This window comes from Winogradskyella sp. 3972H.M.0a.05 (assembly GCF_040493455.1).
Taxonomy (GTDB): Bacteria; Bacteroidota; Bacteroidia; order Flavobacteriales; family Flavobacteriaceae; genus Microcosmobacter.
In genome coordinates this window covers 50,551-74,194 of record NZ_JANFDA010000010.1, presented here as the reverse complement: position 1 = coordinate 74,194, position 23,644 = coordinate 50,551, and the positions used below count along the sequence as shown (strand labels likewise).

General features: G+C 35.3%; 19 protein-coding genes. 8 read left to right on the top strand and 11 right to left on the bottom strand.

Annotated features, from left to right (window positions below; translation table 11 throughout):
• Positions 1-140: 140 nt before the first annotated feature.
• The 5 genes from NCE97_RS15420 to NCE97_RS15400 form a co-directional block, all read right to left on the bottom strand.
• Positions 141-2,126, bottom strand: a complete 1,986-nt coding sequence (locus tag NCE97_RS15420; RefSeq protein ID WP_353780182.1) for a putative porin — start codon at positions 2,124-2,126, stop codon at positions 141-143.
• A 163-nt stretch (positions 2,127-2,289) separates the two neighbouring features.
• Positions 2,290-3,159 (bottom strand): hypothetical protein, encoded by an 870-nt coding sequence (locus NCE97_RS15415; protein WP_353780181.1) that lies wholly within the window; start codon positions 3,157-3,159, stop codon positions 2,290-2,292.
• Positions 3,160-3,183: 24 nt separating this feature from the next.
• Positions 3,184-3,921, bottom strand: coding sequence for a hypothetical protein (locus tag NCE97_RS15410; protein ID WP_353780180.1), 738 nt, complete (start codon positions 3,919-3,921; stop codon positions 3,184-3,186).
• A gap of 14 nt (positions 3,922-3,935) precedes the next feature.
• Complete coding sequence (locus tag NCE97_RS15405) at positions 3,936-5,360, bottom strand: RagB/SusD family nutrient uptake outer membrane protein (protein ID WP_353780179.1); 1,425 nt, start codon at positions 5,358-5,360, stop codon at positions 3,936-3,938.
• A 10-nt stretch (positions 5,361-5,370) separates the two neighbouring features.
• Positions 5,371-8,430, bottom strand: coding sequence for a SusC/RagA family TonB-linked outer membrane protein (locus NCE97_RS15400; protein ID WP_353780178.1), 3,060 nt, complete (start codon positions 8,428-8,430; stop codon positions 5,371-5,373).
• Between the two features lie 210 nt (positions 8,431-8,640).
• Between NCE97_RS15400 and rnhB the strand changes: the two genes are divergently transcribed.
• The 3 genes from rnhB to NCE97_RS15385 all read left to right on the top strand — a co-directional run bounded on the left by rnhB (position 8,641) and on the right by NCE97_RS15385 (position 13,363).
• The gene (gene rnhB, locus NCE97_RS15395; protein ID WP_353780177.1) at positions 8,641-9,240 is read left to right on the top strand and encodes a ribonuclease HII; all 600 of its coding nucleotides are present in this window, start codon (positions 8,641-8,643) and stop codon (positions 9,238-9,240) included.
• 28 nt (positions 9,241-9,268) lie between these two features.
• Entirely contained in the window at positions 9,269-11,683 is a 2,415-nt protein-coding gene (locus NCE97_RS15390) for a ribonuclease HII (RefSeq protein ID WP_353780176.1), read from the top strand.
• Positions 11,684-11,809: 126 nt separating this feature from the next.
• Positions 11,810-13,363 carry an OmpA family protein gene (locus tag NCE97_RS15385; protein ID WP_353780175.1) on the top strand — a complete coding sequence of 518 codons (1,554 nt, stop codon included), beginning with the start codon at positions 11,810-11,812 and terminating at the stop codon, positions 13,361-13,363.
• Here NCE97_RS15385 and NCE97_RS15380 read toward each other — a convergent pair.
• From NCE97_RS15380 to NCE97_RS15365, 4 genes are read right to left on the bottom strand one after another with little or no spacing between them, the layout of a single operon-like run.
• Positions 13,360-13,845, bottom strand: coding sequence for a hypothetical protein (locus tag NCE97_RS15380; protein WP_353780173.1), 486 nt, complete (start codon positions 13,843-13,845; stop codon positions 13,360-13,362). The two genes, NCE97_RS15385 and NCE97_RS15380, sit on opposite strands and share 4 nt — an antisense overlap.
• A gap of 2 nt (positions 13,846-13,847) precedes the next feature.
• The gene (gene lipB / locus NCE97_RS15375; RefSeq protein ID WP_353780172.1) at positions 13,848-14,555 is read right to left on the bottom strand and encodes a lipoyl(octanoyl) transferase LipB; all 708 of its coding nucleotides are present in this window, start codon (positions 14,553-14,555) and stop codon (positions 13,848-13,850) included.
• Positions 14,548-15,354: a hypothetical protein gene (locus NCE97_RS15370; protein ID WP_353780171.1), complete on the bottom strand. Its 807-nt coding sequence runs from the start codon at positions 15,352-15,354 to the stop codon at positions 14,548-14,550. The genes lipB and NCE97_RS15370 overlap by 8 nt, the downstream gene beginning before the upstream one ends.
• Positions 15,355-15,401: 47 nt before the next feature.
• Complete coding sequence (locus NCE97_RS15365) at positions 15,402-15,560, bottom strand: YqaE/Pmp3 family membrane protein (RefSeq protein ID WP_353780170.1); 159 nt, start codon at positions 15,558-15,560, stop codon at positions 15,402-15,404.
• Between the two features lie 107 nt (positions 15,561-15,667).
• Between NCE97_RS15365 and NCE97_RS15360 the strand changes: the two genes are divergently transcribed.
• From NCE97_RS15360 to NCE97_RS15345, 4 genes are all read left to right on the top strand, one after another.
• The gene (locus NCE97_RS15360; RefSeq protein WP_353780169.1) at positions 15,668-16,723 is read left to right on the top strand and encodes a response regulator transcription factor; all 1,056 of its coding nucleotides are present in this window, start codon (positions 15,668-15,670) and stop codon (positions 16,721-16,723) included.
• 112 nt (positions 16,724-16,835) lie between these two features.
• Positions 16,836-17,240, top strand: a complete 405-nt coding sequence (locus NCE97_RS15355; RefSeq protein ID WP_353780168.1) for a DUF1573 domain-containing protein — start codon at positions 16,836-16,838, stop codon at positions 17,238-17,240.
• 119 nt (positions 17,241-17,359) lie between these two features.
• A complete protein-coding gene (gene lysS / locus NCE97_RS15350; RefSeq protein ID WP_353780167.1) occupies positions 17,360-19,048 on the top strand; it encodes a lysine--tRNA ligase in 1,689 nt (562 codons plus the stop codon).
• A 9-nt stretch (positions 19,049-19,057) separates the two neighbouring features.
• Positions 19,058-19,804: a glycosyltransferase family protein gene (locus NCE97_RS15345; RefSeq protein ID WP_353780166.1), complete on the top strand. Its 747-nt coding sequence runs from the start codon at positions 19,058-19,060 to the stop codon at positions 19,802-19,804.
• Here NCE97_RS15345 and NCE97_RS15340 read toward each other — a convergent pair whose 3' ends face one another.
• A complete protein-coding gene (locus NCE97_RS15340; protein ID WP_353780165.1) occupies positions 19,805-21,865 on the bottom strand; it encodes a glycosyltransferase family 9 protein in 2,061 nt (686 codons plus the stop codon). It lies immediately after the preceding gene.
• Positions 21,866-21,896: 31 nt separating this feature from the next.
• On the bottom strand, positions 21,897-22,157 hold the full coding sequence (locus NCE97_RS15335) for a hypothetical protein (RefSeq protein ID WP_353780164.1): 261 nt from the start codon (positions 22,155-22,157) through the stop codon (positions 21,897-21,899).
• Between the two features lie 166 nt (positions 22,158-22,323).
• Between NCE97_RS15335 and NCE97_RS15330 the strand changes: the two genes are divergently transcribed.
• On the top strand, positions 22,324-23,580 hold the full coding sequence (locus NCE97_RS15330; protein ID WP_353780163.1) for a fibronectin type III domain-containing protein: 1,257 nt from the start codon (positions 22,324-22,326) through the stop codon (positions 23,578-23,580).
• Positions 23,581-23,644 lie beyond the last annotated feature (64 nt).

The window sequence follows — 23,644 nt, the reverse complement described above, 5'->3', positions numbered from 1 at the left end:
ACATCACAACATCCCCCGCTTTCGAGGGCGCAAATATAAAACCCTTTCATAAACCACAAAACATTTTTATAACCTTTTTTTGGAGAATATTACTACTATATATATAAGGTGTTAATTATGCGATGGTTACTGCGTATTCTCTACAGGAAAAAGTTCCATACCAGACCAAAGCGGATCGCAAAATCCCGGTATGGATAATTTGGTGATGTATAATAATTGTAGCCCGTCCAGGCTGAATTGAAGTGTTCTAGCTTAAAATATATTCTGGTCTGCCTCACTTTGGCGTTGACAAAAAAGTCTAATCTAGGAAATCCTCCTAGCTTGGTTTGATTCTGAGTATAGAATTCTGCCAGTAAAGGATTGTACGCATCCATGTAATATTCTGTGAAATAATTTAAGGTTACTCCTGTTTGTAAAAACATTGCTTTCTTAAATAAATGATTGGAATAGTACAGGGTATTTCTTGTAATGATATCTGGAGTATTTAAAACTTCTTCTCCGTCGATTACTTTTTGATATAATATTGTATTGTCTAAAGCAAACTTCCCAACGGTGAATTCTTTATTAATTTTCACTCTAAAATAATTGATCTTATCACCATATTGTTGAGGCTTAATATTTGTATTGTCTATCGTAAAGTCTTGATTAGAAAAATAGGTGTGATTATTTATAGTGGTATAATCTAATTCCACGCTTCCAAACTTTTTTGAATCGGCTAAAAAAGAAAGCTTACTTGTCAATACATTATCGAACATATTGCTGTTGTCCCAATTATAATTTAAGTAATCACTTTGATAAAGTAACTTATTATATGTTGGCAAGCTTGAATTAATATCTAAACCTACTTGAAATCTATTATCTTCATTTAATATATAAGCAAGGCTGGATTCGAAATTATATCCATCAAAGTCTCCTGAAATATTTATGGCTCCGTTAGCAGATAGGCTCAGTTTATTGAATTTGTTATTATAAGAACCCAAGAAGGTAATATTATCGCCTTTTAGTCTATTGGTGATTATATTATTATTGAGTATAATTAACTTATCATAACCATAATTAAAATTGTTGTAGTTAACACCTGCTGTTATGGTTCCTAAATCTAAATTTGAATACTCTAAGTGTAAACTGGTATTAAAATCTTCTAGAGTTACTCTGTCGTTTATTACATTACTGAAGGCTGAACCAAAAAAACTTTCAACTGCAGCGGTTTGGTCGTACTGATAAAATTTGTCTTCTAGTGATGTTATATTCCTAATGCTTAATCTAGAATTGGATAATGAATCTTTCTTTCTTTTTATATCGTATACATGATTAATATAAAATCGTTTGCCTTCGAGAATGTTTTCGGCATTCTGAAAATTAGGGTCGAAAACTGAACGATCTAGGAATTCTTCATTACCGCTTTCAAAATTAATAATGTCCTCATCAGTTAAACCTCCATTTTCTTGATTCAATAAGTCTTGCGTTACCATGTGTGTATTGAGACGATACTTATTATTTTTTGTAGTAAAATTTGAGGTAAACCTAAAATTACCAGTGCTTGTTAATATATTCTGATATTTCCCTAGCGATCGCAATCCTTTGTATGCTATAGAGAAGTTCAGGTTCTTTGAAGTGTTTACAGTAAAGAATGCGTCTAGTACTTGCCCTTGCTCAAAGGCTGTTTTGAAGAATAGTTCTGTTAAGGGTGTAGCAACACGGTAATAATTAATGTCTTCAACTTCCATATAATTAAAATGCCTTGCCCTTGCTCCAAACAATGGCATTGAGCCATTATGATTAAAATTATGGCTTAATGTATTATAGGTTTGCCCTATATTGGAAAACTGAATGTGATTAAAATTATCTTTTCTTAAGTAATTGAACTTATACTCCTTCTTTATAGTTAGAGAGGTATCTAATACTATGGTATCGCCTTTGGGCTTAAAAATTGTATAATCAGTAATCTTCGCCTTTAGATTTTTCTTGACATTAGACTTTCCTCTTCTATTAGTCAGATTGCTTATAGTATCGTTTGGTGAAGGCTTCTGCTTTACTTTCTTCAATTGTTGTGAAAACGTGCTAGACGAAATTAAAACAGTAATAAAAAAGAATATTAACCTATTCCAGGAAAGGCATTTACTCATTAACATAAAGATTTCAACTTTTTAAGCAAACATAACAAATAAAACTTCCAAGTAAGAAAACTTCATCTGAATTTATAAATTATTTAAGCTATTTGCTGCTTATAAAAAACAAAGCCTGTATTTAAAAATAAATACAGGCTTTAGATTTATTAGAATAATTAACCTACAGTGCAGTCAATGTAAATGATGACACGTATGGTCCTCCACACGATCCAAATGGATCTTCAGTGTACACCACAGTAATGAATGTATCATTACAGATATCCCAAGGTGAGCTATCTGCAACAGCAGCTCCTGTGAATGTGTATGGAATACCTCCACCACAAGACAAGCTTGGATCTACATCGCCTAAGATAACCACGTTATCTGTAGTAAATTCTATTGTTACTGTTTCAATCTCAGCATTAAATGCTGGTAACGCAGCAGAAGAGAAAATTCTTCTGTTTGGATTTGTTGGATCAACAGCCAAAGTAACTGTACCAGCTGCAAAGTTCTCAGTACCATTACCTGGACCGATCGTAGCAGCTACATCTGCAATAGCATAGTCTCCTACAAAGAAGTCTGCTCCAACTACTGCTGGGTTAGAACAAGGAATAGTAACTCTATGAGTTGTAATACTATTCTCGTCTACTCCAACACGAACACCATTATCAACGCTTGTTATTGTAATATCAAATGATGTTACAAAATCTCTACCTGCATCCATGTTCATCAAAGGAATGTCTATAGAAACATTTCTAGTGTTATCTGCTGGGTCAGCAAAAGCAGTACCGCTAGATGCAGATACGAACTGTGTGAAGTCTCCTTCAGCAGCAGATATGGTATAACTGATGTTTAATCCGTTTTCGTAAATAGGAACTCTAACATCTAATGGTATACTAACACTTGGAGATGTTTGTCCAGTTGTTGTTGCTGGCCCAAAAAACTCTACCCATCCACTTGTTGGATCTGAGTTGAAATTCTCATTGGTCTGGTCACAACTATAAGTAACTACGATAAGTAGAAGTGAAATTATTTTTATAATATTTTTCATAATATTAGCTTAATTAAAAATTTATTATTCTACGCAAAAGTTCTGTGACTCATCTGCTCCAAACGTACCTCCAGAAATTAAAACATTTCCGTCTAGGGTGATCTCATAGGATCCGTCTCCATATCCACAGCAAATTCCGTCTCCGAAAGAATCGAAAATTGTGAATGTATAACATCCATCTGGTAAGCATAGGTCTTCAGTAAGAGTTGTCTCACCAGCATACATATCTCCAGAAGCTACAACGCTTCCTCCTGAGTTAGTAATCTCCCAAGATGTTTCTTGTGGATAAGTATCAAATATTATGTTCAATACTAGGTCTGGGCACACAAACTCTTTTACATAGTTTATCGTTGTGGTTTCAAAACCAATTACAGCTGTTCCTTCTGGAATATCTAGCCTAAGGACTAAGACATTGGTAACGAAGTCTTCAAGATTCTCAAAGTTCCCGAAAGTAACTTCTAAACTTCCTTCGTAAGAATCTGCTGGTATACTTGCTGTCCCTACCGAATAATCAGCACTGGTTCCTGATGATGCTTCTTCATCTACAGACACATTAAATGTTCTTGCAGCCGATGATACGCTAGTCACTCTAATAGGAACTGTAACTGAGATTCCAGCTTCTGGTACAGTTACTGATACTGGCCCAACAGAATTGAATCCTAATCCTTGTTGTCCGTTTACAGAATCGAATACTACTTCTTCGAATTCTCCACATGCTGTAATGAACAAACATGCGGTTAACATTATTAATATTTTTTTCATTTCAATTAATTTTATTAGTTATAACCTGGTGTTTGTTCGATGTTTGCATTTCCATCAAGCTCAGCTGCAGGGATAGGTAATGTAAACCTATGGTCATTAGCTGGTAATACACAGTTAGATGTACCACTTGTTCCTCCACAATCTAATAGTGCTTCTGAACGTACAAATCCTAAACCTGTAATATCGCGAGTACGTTTTACATCAATAAAACGGTGTCCTTCGAATGCCAGCTCTAGACGTCTTTCAAAAAGAATGTCTGTAATTGCATCTGCTAAACTGTTATATACCGGAGCGGTTCCTGTAGTTCCTGTTCTCGCATCTCTGATGGATTGAACCATATTTGCAGCTCCTCCTAAATCCCCTGTTCTTGCTCTTGCTTCTGCATTGATCAATACCATTTCTGAGGATCTAAATACTTTAATATCGTTTAAGTATCTGTTTCCTCCAGATCCTGGATATTTGTTAACTCTCTCTTGAGTGTCTGCAACGAAGTTTGCATCAAGATTGGTCCAGATAGTTACTGTTCTAATATCTCCTGCTGGTATGATACTTACCAATTCATTCGATACTTCAATAAAAGAACCTCCTGAGTTTGTAAACATCCAGCTTCCTCCTGCTAAAGGATCTCCTTGTACTCTATCTGCCTTGAAGATTACCTCTGTATTGTCTGTATCGTCAAACATAGCAACATATTGTGCTTGATTTGCCAATGGATAGTTGGCCATTAACTGTGACGATAATGTCATCGCAGTTGAGTTATCACCTTCATAAAGTGCTAATCTAGCTCTTACTGCAGTGATAAAGTCTCTGGTGATTCTTGTAACATCTGATTGTGCTGGATCGATAAATCCTTCGGCAGTAGTTAAATCTGCTTTAATACCGGTAACTACTTCTCCTACTGTATTACGCGGTAATTGCTCAAGAACTACTACGAAGTCTACATAAGGTACAGAAGCTGTACCAGCACTATAATCCGTTGAGTAATGTGCCATTAAATCTAAATGTGCAATCGCTCTCAATGCATAACATTCTCCTAGTATACTGTTATAAGTAGCTTGCTCATCTGCATTTTGAGGAGTGATTCCTTCTGCAGCAGCTAAAACTCTATTGATACTGTTGATAAGCGCATAGTTACCTAACCAAACTTGGTTAGCTCTAAATGTATTGGCTGTAATTACCCAATTGTGTTCGTTAATACGCTGTCCACCATTATCTTCTCCTACTTTGGTATCATCACTTACGATAGAACCAAAATCAAAGTTCTGCTCTGGCGCATAGTTAGAAAAGACAGCGTTCATTCCAAGAACTAAGTCCTCTACAGTCTCAAATGCTGTTTCTTCTGGAATGGTATTCTGTGGCAAAATATCTGTGGCATCATTACACGAGTAACTGATCACCAATAATATGAATCCAAAAAGTCTGAATTTTATGTTTTTCATGATTTTTTTTTTAAAAGTTTATATCAACACCTACTGTATAGGTTCTTGGAGTTGGGAACTCAAAGAATGTCGAGTTAATATTAGATTCTGGATCAAAACCTCTCCACTTAGTGAAGGTCAGTAAGTTTTGTCCTTGTGCATATATTCTTATACCAGTGAAAATGTTGGTCTTCTCTAGAACATCTCTATCAACTGTATAAGATAATGTTACGTTTCTTAATCTTAAGAACGATGCATCCTCTATATATCTGTCTGTTAATAATAAACGTGTAGATCCAAAGCCTGGAGCAGGAATATCTGTCATATCACCTGGCTGGGTCCATTCCCTTAAGATAGAAGTGGCTTGGTTAGAAATCGTTACTAACGTAGGATCCTCAACTACTGCTAAACTACCGTTGTAACGATATTGCTCAGCTGCATAAGAGAATAGTGCATTTAATGCAAAACCTCCGTAAGATACATTAGTACCAAAACCTCCTACATATCTAGGATCTTGAGTCTTGTCTAAAATCACTCTGTTATCAGCAGTGTAAGTTTCTGTAATGTTTCCATCCAGGTCCAAGTATAATGGAGAACCGTTTGCTGGGTTAACACCTGCCCAACGCACTGCATAGAAAGAACCAAATGGATCTCCTTCTGAAAGTGCTGTACGAGTAGTCTCAATTAATCCGTCTCCAACTAGCTTGGTAATCTCATTCTTGTTATAAGCGATATTACCATTTACAGACCATTGGAAATCTCTTGGATCATTGTTTCTGATGATGTCATAGTTTACAGATAATTCAATCCCTTTATTGACCATCTCACCAACATTGGCGTTGATTGAGTTAAATCCAGAGATTGTAGAAATTGGCTGGTTAAGGAATAAGTCCTCAGTAGTTTTGTGGTATACATCTAAACTACCGCTGATTCTTCTATCCCAGATTGAGTAGTCCAATCCGATGTTGGCTTGTACTACAGTTTCCCACTTAAGGTCTGGGTTGTTCACCTGAGTTACCCAGTATCCCGTTGTACCTTGGTAACCTTGAGTAGAACCGTTTGTGTTTCCACCTGCAGCTGTACCTACTAAACTAAATGATCCGAAACGTGCTGCTGCTCTATCGTTACCAGTAGTACCGTAACTAGCTCTCAGCTTTAAATCATTGAAGAATGTATTTCCTTCCATGAATTTCTCATTGTGGATGTTCCACTTAGCAGAAACTGACCAGAATGTACCCCACTTGTTCGTTTTAGAGAATCTTGAAGAAGCATCTCGTCTAATAGAAGCTTGTAAACCATATTTGTTATCGTAATCGTACTTAACTACACCAAAGTAAGAGAATAAGCCTCCATCTGTTAGTGTTGCAGTTACTGTAGGAATATAGTTGTATAGTGGAGCAGTTGCTGGTCCTTCAGTAGTATTACCAGAAGTGAAACCTGCTGATACAAATGGCAACTTAGGATCTAGACCAAAAGCTTCGAATCCATATGAAGAAATATGCTCCTTAAAATATTCTGTAAATACCGAAACATCTAAACTATGCTTCTCATTGAATATATTACTATAGGATATACTAGAGTTAACATTGAATGTAGCATCTCTAAACGATGTATTCGCTTGAGATCCGAAGATTAATGCTGCAGTTGGGTTGTTGGTATCATTGTTGATACCTCTCAAACTCGTAGGGTCAATTCTTTGGACTCTATTCGTTTGCTCGTAATCCATACCTACAGAACCTCCAACTCTAATATTCTTGAAAATTTCTAAACTTGCAGCGATATTACCAACAATCTTTAATTCGTCAGTATTATCCGTGTTTAATATAGATTGGTTTAATGCTACAATTGGCGAGTTAGCAAAACCTGTTGTTCCGTCTCCAAAGATGTCTAATGATCCATCTGGGTTAAACGGATTTAAAGCAGGATTACCAATGTAAGCATTAATGAATGGGTTATCTAACTGTCCTGATCCAGGGTTAGATGATTGATCATTCTTACTGTAACCTAAAGTAAGGTTTGTATTGAAGTTGAACTTATCGTTGGACGATGTAGTGCTTGTATTGTTTCTGAACGTGAAACGTTTCAAGTTACTTCGTCTTGTGATACCTTCTTGCTCAAAGTACGATACAGATGAGAACGTTGTAGTACGCTCTGTACCTGTACTGATGTTGACTTCATGAGAATTTGTATCTCCTTGTCTGAAGAACAACTCTTCCCAGTCCGTGTTGGTTTGAGCTGCAATAGCCGAGATTTCGGCATCAGAAAGTGAGTTAAGACCTCTACTTCTTTGGTAAGTTAAGTATTGTTGTGCATTCATTAAGTCAAAACCTGGGTCTATCCTATCGGACACACCGTAAAGGCTTCTATACTGAATGTTCACACCACTACCTTTTTTACCTTTCTTGGTGGTTACGATAATTACACCACCTGCTGCTCTGTTTCCGTAAAGTGCAGAAGCTGAAGCATCCTTAAGTACCGATACGTTTTCAATATCGTTGGAGTTCAAACTTCTAAAGTTATCCTCATTTACCGGAACACCATCAATTACAAATAAAGGCTCAATATTACCTTGTACAGAGTTTCTACCTCTAAGGATTATTGTACCACTTGCACCTGGTTGTCCAGAACTTGTTTGGATATTTAAACCTGCCGCCTGACCTTGTAGAACCTGGTCTAGGGAAGCATTTGGTACCTGCTCAATACTTTCAGATTTGACAACAGAAATTGCTGATGTTACATTAGAGGCTTTTTCAGTACCATAAGCTACAACCACAACTTCATCCAGAGACTCTGCATCTTCTTGCATTGTAAGGTTTATAGTATTGTTAGCTCCAACTGTAATCTCAACAGTTTTCATACCAACAAAGGAGAATACTAAAATTTCGCCTTCACTAGCATTGATTGAATAAATCCCATCAAAATCTGTTTGAGCTCCTCTTGAAGTATTCTTAACAATTACGTTCACACCAGGCAATGGAAGTCCATCCGCCTCTGAAGTAACTGTTCCTGATACTGTTTTCTCTTGCGCAAAGGAAAACTGCATCATAAACGCCATACACAGCGTTAATAACCATGTTAACTTTAATTTCATAAAAACAATTATTTGAGTTAGTCTAGCGCAAACATCTTAATAATATCTTAATTATACAAGTATTTTTCATAAAAAAATGTTAAGAAAAACAGCTAGAAATCTAAGGATTTCGAAATTTTAACTTTTCAATTATTATATTCATAATCTGGTGTTTTATGACCTTAAAAATTATAATTCTATTTTTACCTTAAAATTTCAGTAAGCCTACAAGTGTTATTAAAATCTTTTTCAAATTATCTCTTAGAATGTGGTCTTGACGAAGCTGGCAGAGGTTGTTTGGCTGGACCTGTTACAGCCGCAGCTGTAATTTTGCCCACTGGCTTCAATAATGATATCCTTAATGATTCTAAGCAACTCTCTGAAAAAAAGAGGGACGTTTTAAAACCTATCATAGAACAAGATGCTATAGCTTTTGCTGTAGAGCATGTCTGGCAAGAGGAGATAGACGAGATTAATATTCTCAATGCTTCAATCTTGGCTATGCATAAAGCAGTGGATGCTTTACAAACAATCCCAGAGCATTTAATTGTTGATGGGAATAAATTCAAACCTTATAAAGAGATACCTCACCAAACCATCGTGAAAGGCGATAGTAAGTACCTCAGTATCGCTGCTGCTTCTGTACTGGCAAAAACCTACCGAGATGAATACATGAATATAATCCATGAAGAATATCCTATGTATAACTGGAAACAAAACAAAGGCTATCCTACCAAAGAACATAGAGAAGCTATTAAAGCTCATGGTACAACAAGGTACCACAGAAAATCGTTTAGATTATTGCCAGAACAATTACAATTAGACTTATAAGATTTTATATTTGCAAAAACCCTCAAATATGAAAAAAACGTGGCTTGCACTTTTCATTAGCAGTTTACTCTTTAGCTGTGTCAATGATTTTTCTAACAAACCAAGTTTATACAAACATCTGCCAGAGGACGCCTCACTGACTTTGAAACTAAACAATCTGGAGACCTTCATAAATAGTACTGAGAATAATTCAGTTTTAAATACGCTAGAGCGCTATACTTCTATTTCTAAACTAGACACTTTAATTGATCCTATAAAAAATTTAAACCCAGAGACCGAAGCGATAATTTCATTTCAAGGTAACTCCTATATATTGGCTTCAAAATATTCTGATGACTTATTCAAAATAGATTCTCTAAAAAATGTTGTTTCTGAAAGCTTCTCTAGCCCTTCGGGAACCATCACAAAAACCTCTATTGAAAATGCGACTATATATAATGGTATAAAAGACAGTATATTTTTGGCTTCGAATAATCTTGAAACTCTTAAAGCTGCTCTAGATAAAAGTGAGTCAAACCTTGAGCTTGAAAAACTTTTTAATACTACAGACCAAACCAAAATAGCCTCAACGGTAATTAATACTAAATCGATACAGCCAAAATTTTCAAATTATGCATTTTTAAATCAATCTGATTTTACCAACCAGATCGTGCTCGATTTAGATATTAGTGATAATGAGTTTTCGTTTTCTGGAATTACACAGGCAAACGATTCAACAAGTTCGCTTATTAATAGTTTCAAAAACACTATTCCGCAAGAGAATTCTATCACACAAATAAGTCCAAGGGATGCTTATAGTGTTTTGAGCATAACGTACAACGACTATAGCACTTTCAAAATTAATCTTAGCCGATATAATAAAAAGGTTACAGATTCTATTAATCAGCATTTCGATTATTCTAGTGAGATAGGAGTGATTGCGCGAGCTGGTGATGAAGCTATCGTTATCAAATCTATTGATCCTGAACTTACCGAGGAACATTTTGAAAATTCAGAATTTGTTGAAGGGTTCAGAGATGTCGTCATTAACAGATTTGAATCTCCCGAAATAATCTCGGAAGCATTTTCTCCTTTTATTAATAAGGATGACGCATCTTATTTTATGAGATTAGATACATTCTTTATTTTTTCGGACAATGTAGATTTTTTGAAATCTATAATTACAGATTACTTAAATAATAATACCATCCAAAATTCTGAAGTCTATCAAAATATTAGTGAACAACTCAATGATGAAAGCTCCATCTTGGTATTGATGAATGACATCAGTTTGAATGCTGTGTTTGATGATAATTTTTCAGAAGAAAAAAACCTCAACTTAAGCCAATACAAACTGTCTGCTGTACAATATATTTACGATAATAACTTTGCCCATGTCAATGGCATCGTTAAAGCACACAAAAGACGCCGCCAATCAAAATCGGTTACTGAAGAATACAATATTAGCCTCGATGCCGATATGCTTATGGCTCCGCAAACAGTGAAGAATCATATTACCAGACAAAAAGATATTGTTGCGCAAGATGTAAACAATGTACTATATCTTATTTCCAATAAGGGAACAGTACTTTGGAAAAAACAACTTCATGGACCTGTGCTTGGTAAGATAGAACAAATAGACACTTACAAAAACGGCAGGTTGCAGTTGGCTTTTGCAACACCAAAACGAGTCTATGTCTTAGACAGAAATGGTAAAGATGTTAACGCTTTTCCGCTTAAGTTCAATGATGAGATTACACAACCATTATCTGTTTTTGATTATGATAAGAAAAAAGAGTACAGACTCTTAGTTACTCAAGGCAGATCTCTATTGATGTATGATAAAAATGGTAAATCTGTAAGTGGATTTACTTTCAACAGAGCTAACAATACCATATCTACACAGCCTAAACATTTTAGAATAGGCACTAAAGATTATATTGTTTTTGCTGAAGGACAAAAGCTGCAAATTCTTAATAGAGTTGGTAAAACTAGAATTGATGTAAAGCCAAGTTTTAATTTCTCTGGAAATTCAATATTCAACTACAAAAATTCTTTCACTACAACCACAGAAGAAGGTACTTTGTTACAAATCGATACTAAAGGTAAGACTAACATTTCTAGCCTTAACTTGAGTAAAGATCATTTCTTGACTACAACGAGTAAAACGCTAGTTTCATTGGACGATAATAAATTGACGATAAGATCAAAAAGTATTGAACTAGATTTTGGCGATTATGCTGATCCTCAAATCTTTTATATCAATGACAAGATTTATGTCACAACTACAGATTTACAAACCAAGAAAGTTTATCTTTTTGATAGTCAAACAAAACCTATTGATAACTTCCCTGTCTATGGAAATTCTGCTATAGCATTAGACAATATCGACAAGGACAGAAACTTAGAGTTTGTAGTAAAAGGCGATGATAATGCTGTGGTTATTTATGAGATTACGCAATAGCCTCAATCGTTTATTCAGAAGAGATTAAATACTCACCATACAAAAAGGGCAACAATTTATACAACGTCCTTTTTTGAATAAAAAACTATCCTTACCTTTAAAGGTGCTATTAATCAATCAGTTAAAATGAAAACGTTAGCTACCTTTAAAAAATCGCTGCCCCTTTTATTAGCCTTTTTTATAGTCGCTCCTACACTAGATGCTCAGACCAAAAAAATAAAACGCCCAAAAAGCAGAGTTGGTGTAAGTAGCGTCGATACTTTTGTGCAGGAGTCTTTTGATTTATATGACAAAGTGTACAAATATGATGGCTATGCTGAAGCTGGAACTCCGTTAGACGATGATGACATAGATGTCCTAGAAGAAGCTTTAGATGAAATGACAGCATTAAGTGATTCCGCTCCAGAAATCCTTTCTGATATTGATGGTCTTAGTGTTTTAAAGCAGGCTAAAGCAACATTACAGTTGAATAAAGCAAAGAAAGCTCTAAAGTATAGTATTAAAACCGCTAAGGAGCTTTTACTCAACCAACGAGAACGCAAAGAAAAAGAAGAGGAAGAAAACTCTGGTACCACGACTTCCGATAAGGGCAATGGTAGTTCCTCGGAAGGAGAAAGTAACGATACAGCAGAAAGTCCAGAAGAGCCTTCTAATATTTCGGATAACCTTGACGTCTTAAGTAAATTTGATTTTGTCCCTGGAGATAAGATTTTGTATTATGATGATTTCTCACAAGATTTCATCGGTGATTTTCCAAGCAAGTGGAACACAAATGGTACTGGCGAAGTTGTTCAGTTCAATCAAGTTGCTGGTAAATGGTTTCAGTTAAAAGCGGGTTACGGAATTGTGTATCTCCCTTTGATAGAAAACCCGCTACCAGAAGAGTATACTATAGAATTTGATCTTTTAGTAAATGGCATAGACAACAAAACCTCATCTACAGCCATGCTAAATGTAACCTTAGATGATAATAATGGTTTTAAAGATGGAATGGCTTATGCTTTTGTAGGTTTACCCCTAGGACAATACGGTGCTTTTAATATTCGTGTTACAAATAGAAACCAAGGACCAAACCAAATAAACTCTGCTTTAAAAACTGATATTCGAAAAGCCATTTTAAACAAACCACACATTTCTATAGCTGTAAATAAAAAACGATTTAGGTTATGGATCAATGAAAAGAAGTATGTAGATATTCCGCAATTTATTTATGCTCCTGAAGCTATAAAGTATCTGAAATTTAATCTCAAAGGCTTAGCAGATGGAAAAGAGAAGGTATTTATCACCAACCTTAAAATTGCTGAAGGCGGACTAGATTTAAGACGCAAACTCATGTCCGAAGGACGTATATCTACCAATGGTATTCTGTTCGATTCTGGCTCGGATAAAATCTTACCGCAATCGTATGGTATCATTCGCCAAATTTCTCAGGTATTGATGCAAGATAATAGCATGAAGCTAAATATTATTGGACATACAGATTCTGATGGTTCTGATGATGCTAACATGAAACTTTCTAAAGCTAGAGCTGAAGCAGTAAAGCAAGCTTTGATTAAGGTCTATGGTATTTCTGGAGATCGACTACAAACGGAAGGCAAAGGTGAAACGCAACCTGTTGGAGACAATAGCACAAGTGATGGTAAAGCACAAAACAGACGTGTGGAGTTTGTGAAAGTCTAGATTTTAATAAGCTTATTACTCTTTGTGAAAATCTGATTGAGATTTCTAATCGATAATAGAAATGTAAAGAAGATAATCAGTGCATTCCTTTCAAAGCGAATGTTGGTGTCATAAAGCACTTCTCCTCCCAATTCTATTCTAAATGGATCTTCATTTGTGTTATCTTTACCAAGATATAATACGATTTCTTTCCCGTAATTTCGCGAATTCAATAATTCTGGCCAATAGTCTTTATAGATATCTGATATCAAATATTCATGATGCTTTCTATCCGAAATTCGTATGACGACACGTTCTCTAATAAAATTATTGAAAATCATTTTTTTAGGTCTTTCGAATTCATATTCTTCAACACATGAATACGATAGCAAACCCGCTTCTTCTCTGAAGTTTTCCTTATCTAAATAGAAGTCTGGAAGAATAGAATATCCTACAATAAAAAGGAGAATAACATTAAGGATGTATAAAATTGTATTCTTCAATTTTACTTCTGCTTTAGCAAATCCGCCTCAAACAATTCAGCAAAATGTTTCAGAAGTTTTTCTTTAACCTCAGCCTCATCAACAGTTTTGACGCCAAGTTCTACATTGAGTGAGGTCACTGCTTTTCCTCTAATACCACACGGAATAATATTATCAAAATAACCTAAATCTGCATTGATGTTTAGTGCAAAACCATGCATGGTTACCCAACGGCTGGCACGCACTCCCATAGCACAAATCTTGCGTGCAAAAGGTGTTCCAACATCTAACCAAACTCCTGTTTCGCCATCACTTCGTTCTGCTTTAAGTCCGTACTCAGCAAGTGTCTTAATAATCACTTCCTCGAGTAGTCGGAGGTATTTATGAATATCTGTGAAAAAATTATCGAGGTCAAGGATAGGATAACCTACAATCTGTCCTGGACCATGATAGGTGATATCTCCACCTCTATTGATTTTATAAAAGGTTGCGCCTTTTTCGACAAGTTGCTGTTCATTGAGCAATAGATTGGATAAGTCACCGCTCTTGCCGAGAGTATAGACATGAGGATGCTCTACAAACAAGAAGTGATTACTGGTTTCTAAACCAGCATCTTCTCGCCTATTCTTAATCTTAGTATCAAGAATTGCTTTGAACAGCAATTCCTGATAGTCCCATGTCTCTTTGTAATCTTTAAAGCCGAGGTCCTCGACTTGTATTGTTTTATTCATCTACAAACTCCACATTCACATCTAAGCGTTTTGGATCTTTTAAGTAATCTATCCAATTCGCTTTATAAGTTAAGGTTTTTCCGTCATCAGACACCTTAGCATCTTTGACAGAATGCGATTTTATTTTCTTCGGAAACGTAAGCTCCACCGTATAGTAAGCACTTTCAAAATACTTCATTAATTCCTTGTCCTGAAGCTCATCTTCATTAAACACCACGTCTTCCATGGTTTGTCCTTCAGGAAGTTCAAAGTATGTATTCCTTGTAAATGCATTACCATCATAAGTATACTTCAAATCACTAGATTCATTACCAAAAAACATACCCAACATTGGGTTATCTTTCAGCTGATCCATATCACTATTTCTTTCGTTTAGCGTTTGCGCTTTTCTCAATTTATCCTGAATGTCTTTAAGGTCATTCATAGACTTAAAGTTCATTCCTATTCCTATTTCCATTTCTCCTTTATCTTCATCCATATACATTCTCATGTACATATCTTTCAAAGATTCCATCATAAGGCGTTTATCTTCTGGCAAGGCAGCAATGCTATCTTTATTTTCTTCCATAATGTCTCTAAACACCATCGTGGTGTCCATCTTTTCTCCACCTTCTTTCTTCTCTCCCGAATCACCAGACTTACCTCCTCCCATAGATTCTGCAAACATTGTAATTGCGTCGCCCATGTCGTAAGTCGTTAAATACTCTCCCGAGCCATTTTCGTTGATAATTATAGATTCAGTAACATTACAGCTGAATGCAGTCAATATAACTGCAAAAAGTAAAAGCATTTTTTTCATATCTGTGGTTTAAATAAATTAGTCATTTAAAACACAAATATACGCTTTTATCGTTCAGGATTATTAAGAATAACTAAAGCAGCTATAACACCAGGAACCCAGCCACATAGCCACAGTAAGAAGACAATAAAAATAGAACCACAGCCCTTGTCCAAAACGGCTAATGGTGGAAAAAATATAGAAAGTAAAACTCTCCAAAAACTCATAATCAGATTGGTTTAAAGATTGATGTAACTATAGGACGTTGGTTTATTGGTTTTGTTACAGTAAATAAAACGTTTCAGGTTTTGATAAATTATATTAGCTTAGTTGCATGATTAGAAGTCTTTCGATCATATTGTTTTTTTGCGTCAACATTAGCTTTGCCCAATACTCCTTTTCTGGCTATATGGATGGAGACCGATGGCACAATACAGCTTATTTGTCTATCATTGATGACTACAGAAAATTTTCTGGGGTTCATTCTGAACAGATTATAGCTAAAGCTGTAGCAGATAGTTTAGGCTTCTTTCATTTTGAAGGCAATGCACTAGAAGACACACAACGCATGTATCGCATTCATGTGGATAATTGCCCTGAAGACGAACAAGATTCCAATCATTTTGATGGACATTGTGAAGATAGCAAGGAAATTATTTTCATTGCTAAAAACACCGACACCATTCACTTTCCATTGACATTTGACAAGCAAATGTTTTGTGATGTTGAGTCCAATAATGTAAAGGCTCTTGCTATTGCTAAAGTAGATTCTTTGAAAGAAGAAATGCGCTTTGCCTATGCCGAAATACGTAGTGAAGCAAATCGCAGGCTCAATAATAAAACCTGGTTTAAAAAGCTTCAGGATTTTGGTGAAGAACTCGAAGAACCTTTGGCCGAACTTTATATTTATTCATTTCTTTCTGATCGCAGTAGTGATTTTCATGATTATTACCTCGAAGACCTAGCGGCAAACAGTTATTACAATAACCTTCAAGATAGGTTAGCTTCATATTACGCAAACACGTCTTACTCTAAGCAATATGATGCCGAATTGGCTTCGGATCAGTTTCTAATTTCAAAAGATTCGAATGAATCTACATTCAACTGGAATTATGTCATCTATGCGCTCTTAATAATATCCATTCTGGCTAATTTGTTTATGATTTTCAAAAGCAAACAAAAACGCTCGCAAGCCACTTCAAACTTAAAATCAAAACTCACCAAACAAGAGCAAAATGTATTGGATTTAATTTTGGATAACAAGACCAATAAAGAGATAGCTGAAACCATGTTTGTGAGTGTAAGCACTGTAAAAACACACACCAATAACATTTACAGGAAACTAAACGTACAATCAAGAGACGAAGCTAAAGTATTGTTTAACAATTAGTTAAAAAATTCAACCCAGGTACTAGTACCGATTTCCAACCCTATTTACTGTACTTTTTTGACGAATTAATGTGATGTTTGTTTTCGAATTAATCATTAAAAACATTTAGATTATGAAACGAACAGTAAACACTTTTTTTGCAGTATTATTTGTAAGTGTAATGGGCTTTGTGCAAGCTCAAGATTTAGCTATGGCGGAAAAAATAGCCATCATTGATTTTGAAACCGAAGTTGTAGACTATGGGACTATCGAGCAAGGTTCGGATGGTATGCGAATTTTCGTCTTTACAAATACAGGTGATGCTCCATTAATTATTACAGATGTAAAGACAAGCTGTGGTTGTACTGTACCAAATTATTCTAAAGAGCCTATTCTTCCAGGACAAGTAGGTCAATTAGAGATTAAGTACAATACCAAAAAACTTGGTGCTTTTACCAAAACTGTTACAGTCTTATCTAATGCTAAAGAGGCGAAGAAAGTTCTAAAAATCAAAGGAACAGTAGTCGCAGCAAATTAGACATAAGTTTTAGTTAGTTATTAACCTCTAGGGATTAATGATAATCCTTAGGGGTTCTTTGTTTTATTGTTACCGTAAATAATGTAATTTTGCAGTCTGAATTTTTAGAGAAAAAGAGCATGCAACTTTCAGAACAAGAATTAGTAAGACGCGAAAAACTTAGTAAACTAAGAGAATTAGGCATTAACCCTTATCCTGCAGATTTATTTCCTGTAGATCATACTACCAAACAGGTTAAAGAAAACTTTGAAGAAGGAAAGAAGGTTATCATTGCTGGTCGTCTTATGAGAAAGAAGGTGCAAGGAAAAGCCTCTTTTACCGAATTACAAGATAGCGAAGGCCGTATTCAGGTATATTTTAATAGAGATGAAATTTGCCCAGACGAGGACAAATCAAAATACAATGATCTTTTCAAGAAACTCATCGACCTAGGTGATTTTATTGGTGTTGAAGGTGAGTTGTTTACCACTCAAGTAGGTGAACAAACTGTAATGGTTAAAGATTTTAAATTACTTAGTAAGGCTTTAAAACCATTACCACTACCAAAACAAGATGCAGAGGGTAACACATATGATGAGTTTAACGATCCTGAAATGCGTTACAGACAACGCTATGCGGATTTGGCTGTAAATCCTCATGTTAAGGAAGTCTTTGTAAAACGTACTAAGCTCTTTAATGCGATGCGTCAGTTTTTTAACGATGCTGGTTATTTTGAAGTAGAAACACCAATTCTACAGCCAATTCCTGGTGGAGCGGCTGCACGTCCATTCATAACACATCATAATAGCTTAGATATTCCATTATACATGAGAATTGCCAATGAGCTATATCTGAAAAGATTGATTGTAGGAGGTTTTGATGGTGTCTATGAGTTTTCCAAGAACTTCCGAAACGAAGGTATGGACAGAACCCATAATCCTGAGTTTACTGCAATGGAAATCTATGTAGCTTACAAGGATTATAACTGGATGATGGATTTCTGTGAGCAGCTATTAGAGTATTGTGCCATGGCAGTTAATGGCACCACTAAAGCTACGTTTGGTGAGCATGAAGTTGACTTTAAAGCACCTTATGCTCGTGTAACTATGGCGGATTCTATTAAGCATTTTACTGGATTTGATATTACAGGAAAGTCTGAAGATGAGTTGAGAGCAGCAGCTATAGAGATGGGCATTGAAGTTGATGATTCTATGGGTAAAGGAAAGCTTATCGATGAGATATTTGGTGAAAAATGCGAAGGCAATTACATTCAACCTACATTCATTACAGATTACCCAAAAGAAATGAGTCCTTTGTGCAAGGAACATAGAGACAATCCTGAACTTACTGAGCGTTTTGAGCTTATGGTTTGTGGAAAAGAAATTGCTAATGCTTATTCTGAGTTGAATGACCCGATAGATCAACGTGAGCGTTTCGAAGCGCAAGTAAAACTTGCTGATCGTGGTGATGACGAAGCCATGTTTATTGATCAGGATTTCTTGAGAGCTTTAGAATATGGTATGCCTCCAACATCTGGAATGGGGATAGGCATGGATCGTTTAATCATGTTCCTTACTAATAATCAATCTATTCAAGAAGTATTGTTCTTCCCACAGATGAAGCCAGAGAAGAAAGCTGTAGCAATGACAGATGAAGAAAAGGCTGTATTCAATATCTTAAAGTCAAACTCTCCAATAGACCTCAACGAGTTAAAATCTCAGTCTGGTTTATCTAACAAAAAGTGGGATAAGACCATAAAAGGCTTGACAAAAAACAGTTTGGCCAAGGTCAACAAGACTGAAGAAGGATTATTTGTAGAAATGGTATAGAATTATAATATGCTCAAATACCAACAGATAAAACTAACTTACGTTGTTCCTGTTTATTTAGAGCGCAATCTAGATGTTTTCCATTCGCTTTTGGATGTTTACGGTGCTTATAAACCTGAAGTTTTAAGGCATATACATTTTATCTTTATCAATGACTGTTCTCCAATAAAAATCTCAATACCAGAAGATTGTAAGTTAAATTACACCTTAGCTGAAATCACTACGGATATTAAATGGAATCAGGGTGGTGCTAGAAATTTGGGTGTTCATTTGGCTAGATCTCAAAAGCTTGTAGTTACCGATTTAGATCATGTTTTTCCTGAAGCGGTCTTTAAATTTCTTATAGAATCTAAAGTCCCGGAAAATATTTTCAAGTTCAAAAGAGAACGTGACAATGCAGAGAACAAACCACACTTCAACACGTTCTTCTTAAGTAAAAGCACATATTTCAAAAGCTTGGGAGTTGACGAGGAGTTTTGCGGACATTATGGTTATGAAGATGCTTTCTTTGTGATATTTCAGCAACGCTTGGGCACTAAAGTTTTGACTTATAAGAACAAAACTATTTTTAGTCATGAGCACAAACTATCTGATAAGGCACATCATAAACTTTCGAGAGATTTAAAACCTAAAAAACAACTATATAAAGCTAAGCGTGCTATTCTATTAGATAAAAATAGAGACCCATTTGATGCTCACAGTCGTCTATTCTTGAATTTTGACTGGCATATCGAAAACGAGCAAATTAAGTTGTAATTAAATCGATATACTGAAAACTAAATTTTCCTGAATTAAAACTTCAATTAAAGCCTTCAGGTTATCTGTTGGTATAGAATCTCTGTAGATATCGTTTTGTACGAGATTGGTAAAACACTGTCGTTCGTTGTCTTCCTTAAACTCTAAGAATAGTTCTCTATCTTTAGATTTTATTACAAAACCTTCCGCTTTAGATTCAACGAAATACGCTGGATTAAAAATTAGCTTCTCCCTTCCTTTACTCATTATACCACTTTTTTGAATTAATTTATAAACAGCTTCTAAGGCTCTATTTACAGTTATCGAAGTTAGGCAATTTCGATGCTCACAATTTATAGCAATATTATATTTACAGGTTAGATTGCATTGCCCTGGTTTTCCCCAAATTACTTCACGTTGTTTAGATAGTGCAGACCATGATCCAGGACCAGTCAACCCGTGAAAAGATACAAATGGAATATTAAAAACTCCTGCAAAATGCGTAATCCCTGAATCATTACCTATATGGAATAAGGATCCTTTTAGGCGTTCTTCAACTATATCAAGATTTCCTGTTTCTATCGTTACTCTTTCAAGGTTTTCAAAATGTGAAGATTCTGGGTCTTTTGGACCAAGAATAACAACACATGATAAATTCGAGAACTTTTTTAGAATAATCTCAATCAGTTCTACATATCGCTCCGTAGGCCACCATTTTGGTTTGAAACCAGCTCCAGGGTGTACTGTAAAATATGGCGCATCTGTATTTACCTTAGCCTTAAAGTATGGATATTCTTCATAACTAGTATCCGCATCTTGATGTAATGTCCCGATAAGATCTATGTAATGCTTTAGAGCATGTTGTTTCAACTTATTGTGAGTTGCATAGTCTACAACACCATCATTATTAAAGCGCCTACTTTTGGGATAGTTCCCAAGATTTATTTCTTTATCAAACTGTGATTTATCAATCTGATCTAAATCAGAAATATCTATATAATTAAACCCTTGGACATTTCTCTCAAACACCTTTATCAGACCTTTTGGCAATGCCATGGTAACTTGTTCTGATACCTCTTTTAATTTATTTAGCGCAGGAATTGCTATAAACTGATCTCCAAGACCTCCATAGCTTTTATAAATCAGTACATGTTTAAACCTATTCGCTTTTGGTCTTCCAGTTTTTATTGCCTCAACTACTTTCTCCCAAAAGAAACCAGGTGAATTCCTCATTTCCTCTCTGCCTTTATCAATATCATCTGGATAAAAATCGTATGAAAAAGTCCCTACTCTATCGTTAGATATCATTGTATTACCAGACAAAAAGGCCTCCGCTGCTACTCTACCTGAAGCTTCAGGCATATTTGGTTTAAAAAAGAAATACTCGGATTTAGACAATTCTTCTAGAGCAATCTCATTCGGCACCTTATCCGTTATGGTAATATTATCAGACAAAGTTCTACGAACTCTGTTTTGACCAAATACTTTAAAGTTTAGTTCTGGATGCGCCTTAGCATAGTCTATCAACTGATGACCTCCCTTTATAAAGTTTAAATGCCCTAGAAAAATAACTTCATTCTTATTTTTATCAGGATTGTTTTTTATGGATTCAACATTTATTGGAGGTGGTAACACTATTTTGTTTGAAACCGCTTCACCATAAAGCTTCTTATGATAATCGAAATGCATAGGTGATTGAAACACATTAAGAATAGCATTTGCGAATAAATTCCTGTAATTATGGAAACGATTTGTATCACAACAATTCTTAACTCTTGAAGCTACTAAGCAGTATAACGTTCTCTTAGCGCATAGCCCATAATCGTGTTCCCACTTTACATACGGAAGGTTTTTAGAGATAATGTAATCAATGAGCTCAAACTCATAATTGCAACGAACTAAATTGTTCAGGATAATGACGTCACAATCATTTATGAGAGATTTGGTAGCTTCAAAATCCAGTAAATCATCATATATCACTTCATAGCCTAGTGCAATGCCTTTGTCAATAATCTTCTTATTAGACAGCTCTGCACCACCAATAAAGTTCATTTCTACATCGTGTAAAAATGCAACCTTCATAAAAGAGAAAATTTAGGTAAGTAATCTAATTTTAGTAACCGTCATCGTAGTAACCATCATCATAATATCCATCATCGTAGTAACCATCGTCATAATAACCGTCATCATAGTAACCGTCGTCATAATATCCATCATCGTAGTAACCATCATCATAATATCCATCTGTAAACCCATCATTATTAGAATCATCGGAATCTGTAGAGCAAGAGTTTAAACTAATACCTGTAAGAGCTATAGTAGATGTAGCCAGTAATACTTTACCACCGCTTTTTAAGAAATTTCTTCTGTTCATAGTTACTAATTAGATTTAATGCTAGCACTAATATAGTATTTTTCTTTCATCAACATATTTTTTTTTCACTTTTCCCATGAAAACCTGTGATTTTATCGATTTATGAACTCATATTAGTATGATTTTATTATTTTAGGGCGCTATTGATCAGAAAAAAACCAAATCGATGAAAAAGCTTGGCTTATTTTTATGCATGATGGCATTGATTCTATCTTCTTGTTCTGAAGATGATGATGTCATAACTCCACAATGTACTATACCTTTTAACTTATCAGAAACAGACATCACTTCAAATGCTGCCACATTGCAATGGGATGACTCTAATGACACAGGGTCTTTTAGTATTGAATATGGTGTATCTGGATTTGCTCAAGGTACAGGAACTATTGTAAATAGCTCCGAGGCTATGCTAGCATTATCTGGTTTGACTGCGAATACGACTTACGACTACTATGTGCAAACTACTTGTGATGCTACGAGTATTAGTTTGTGGTCAGATGTTAAAAGCTTTACAACGTTACCAAATCCTGTTATACCTCAGCTTCTGACTAACCTATCAGAATTGAATTTATTTAACGGAGATCTTGCTGACTTGACCCCAAGCATTTATGCTTTTGAATACAAACTAAGCACACCGTTGTTTTCTGATTATGCACACAAGCAACGCATCATGGCGTTACCAATTGGCACAACATTAGAATATGAAGATGATGGGTTACCTATTTTCCCAGAAGGTACATTGATAGCCAAAACATTCTTTTATAACAATGACGAGAGAGACCTATCTCTAGGAAGACAAATTATAGAAACCCGAGTTCTTATATTGAGAGATGGGAATTGGGAAACCGGTGACTACAAATGGAATGCTGAACAGACAGATGCTGTTTTAGATTTTGATGGCAGCACAGTACCAATCACTTGGATCGATGCTGATGGCGACACCAATAACATCTCTTATGAAATTCCTTCTAATACAGATTGTTTCACATGTCATCAAACTTTTGATGCTGTAACACCTATTGGTCCAAAACTAAGAACTTTGAATTTTGATATCGATGGTGTTAATCAATTACAAGACTTTATTGATGCCAATTATATTTCTGGTTTAGCGTCTTCTGAAACTGTATCTTCTTTACCAAACTGGGAAGATGATTCGTTTACTTTAGAGGAAAGAGCTAGAGCTTATTTCGATATACAATGTGCGCATTGCCACATTGATGGAGGCTTCTGTCAATTCCAATCACCACTTCGATTGTCTTACGAAACAGCTTTTAACGATTCGTTTATCTTTCAACAGCGTTTTAGCATAGAGTTCAGAGTAAGCAATTATGAAGAAGGGTTGAGTATGCCTTTTATTGGTACTACAATTTTACACGATGAAGGTGTAGAATTAATGCTAGAGTACATAGATTCTTTAGAATAGAAAGACGTTAAAGTAATATTAAAGTCATTTGGTTCTTCTTTAAGTTGCTGTGATTATACTTAAT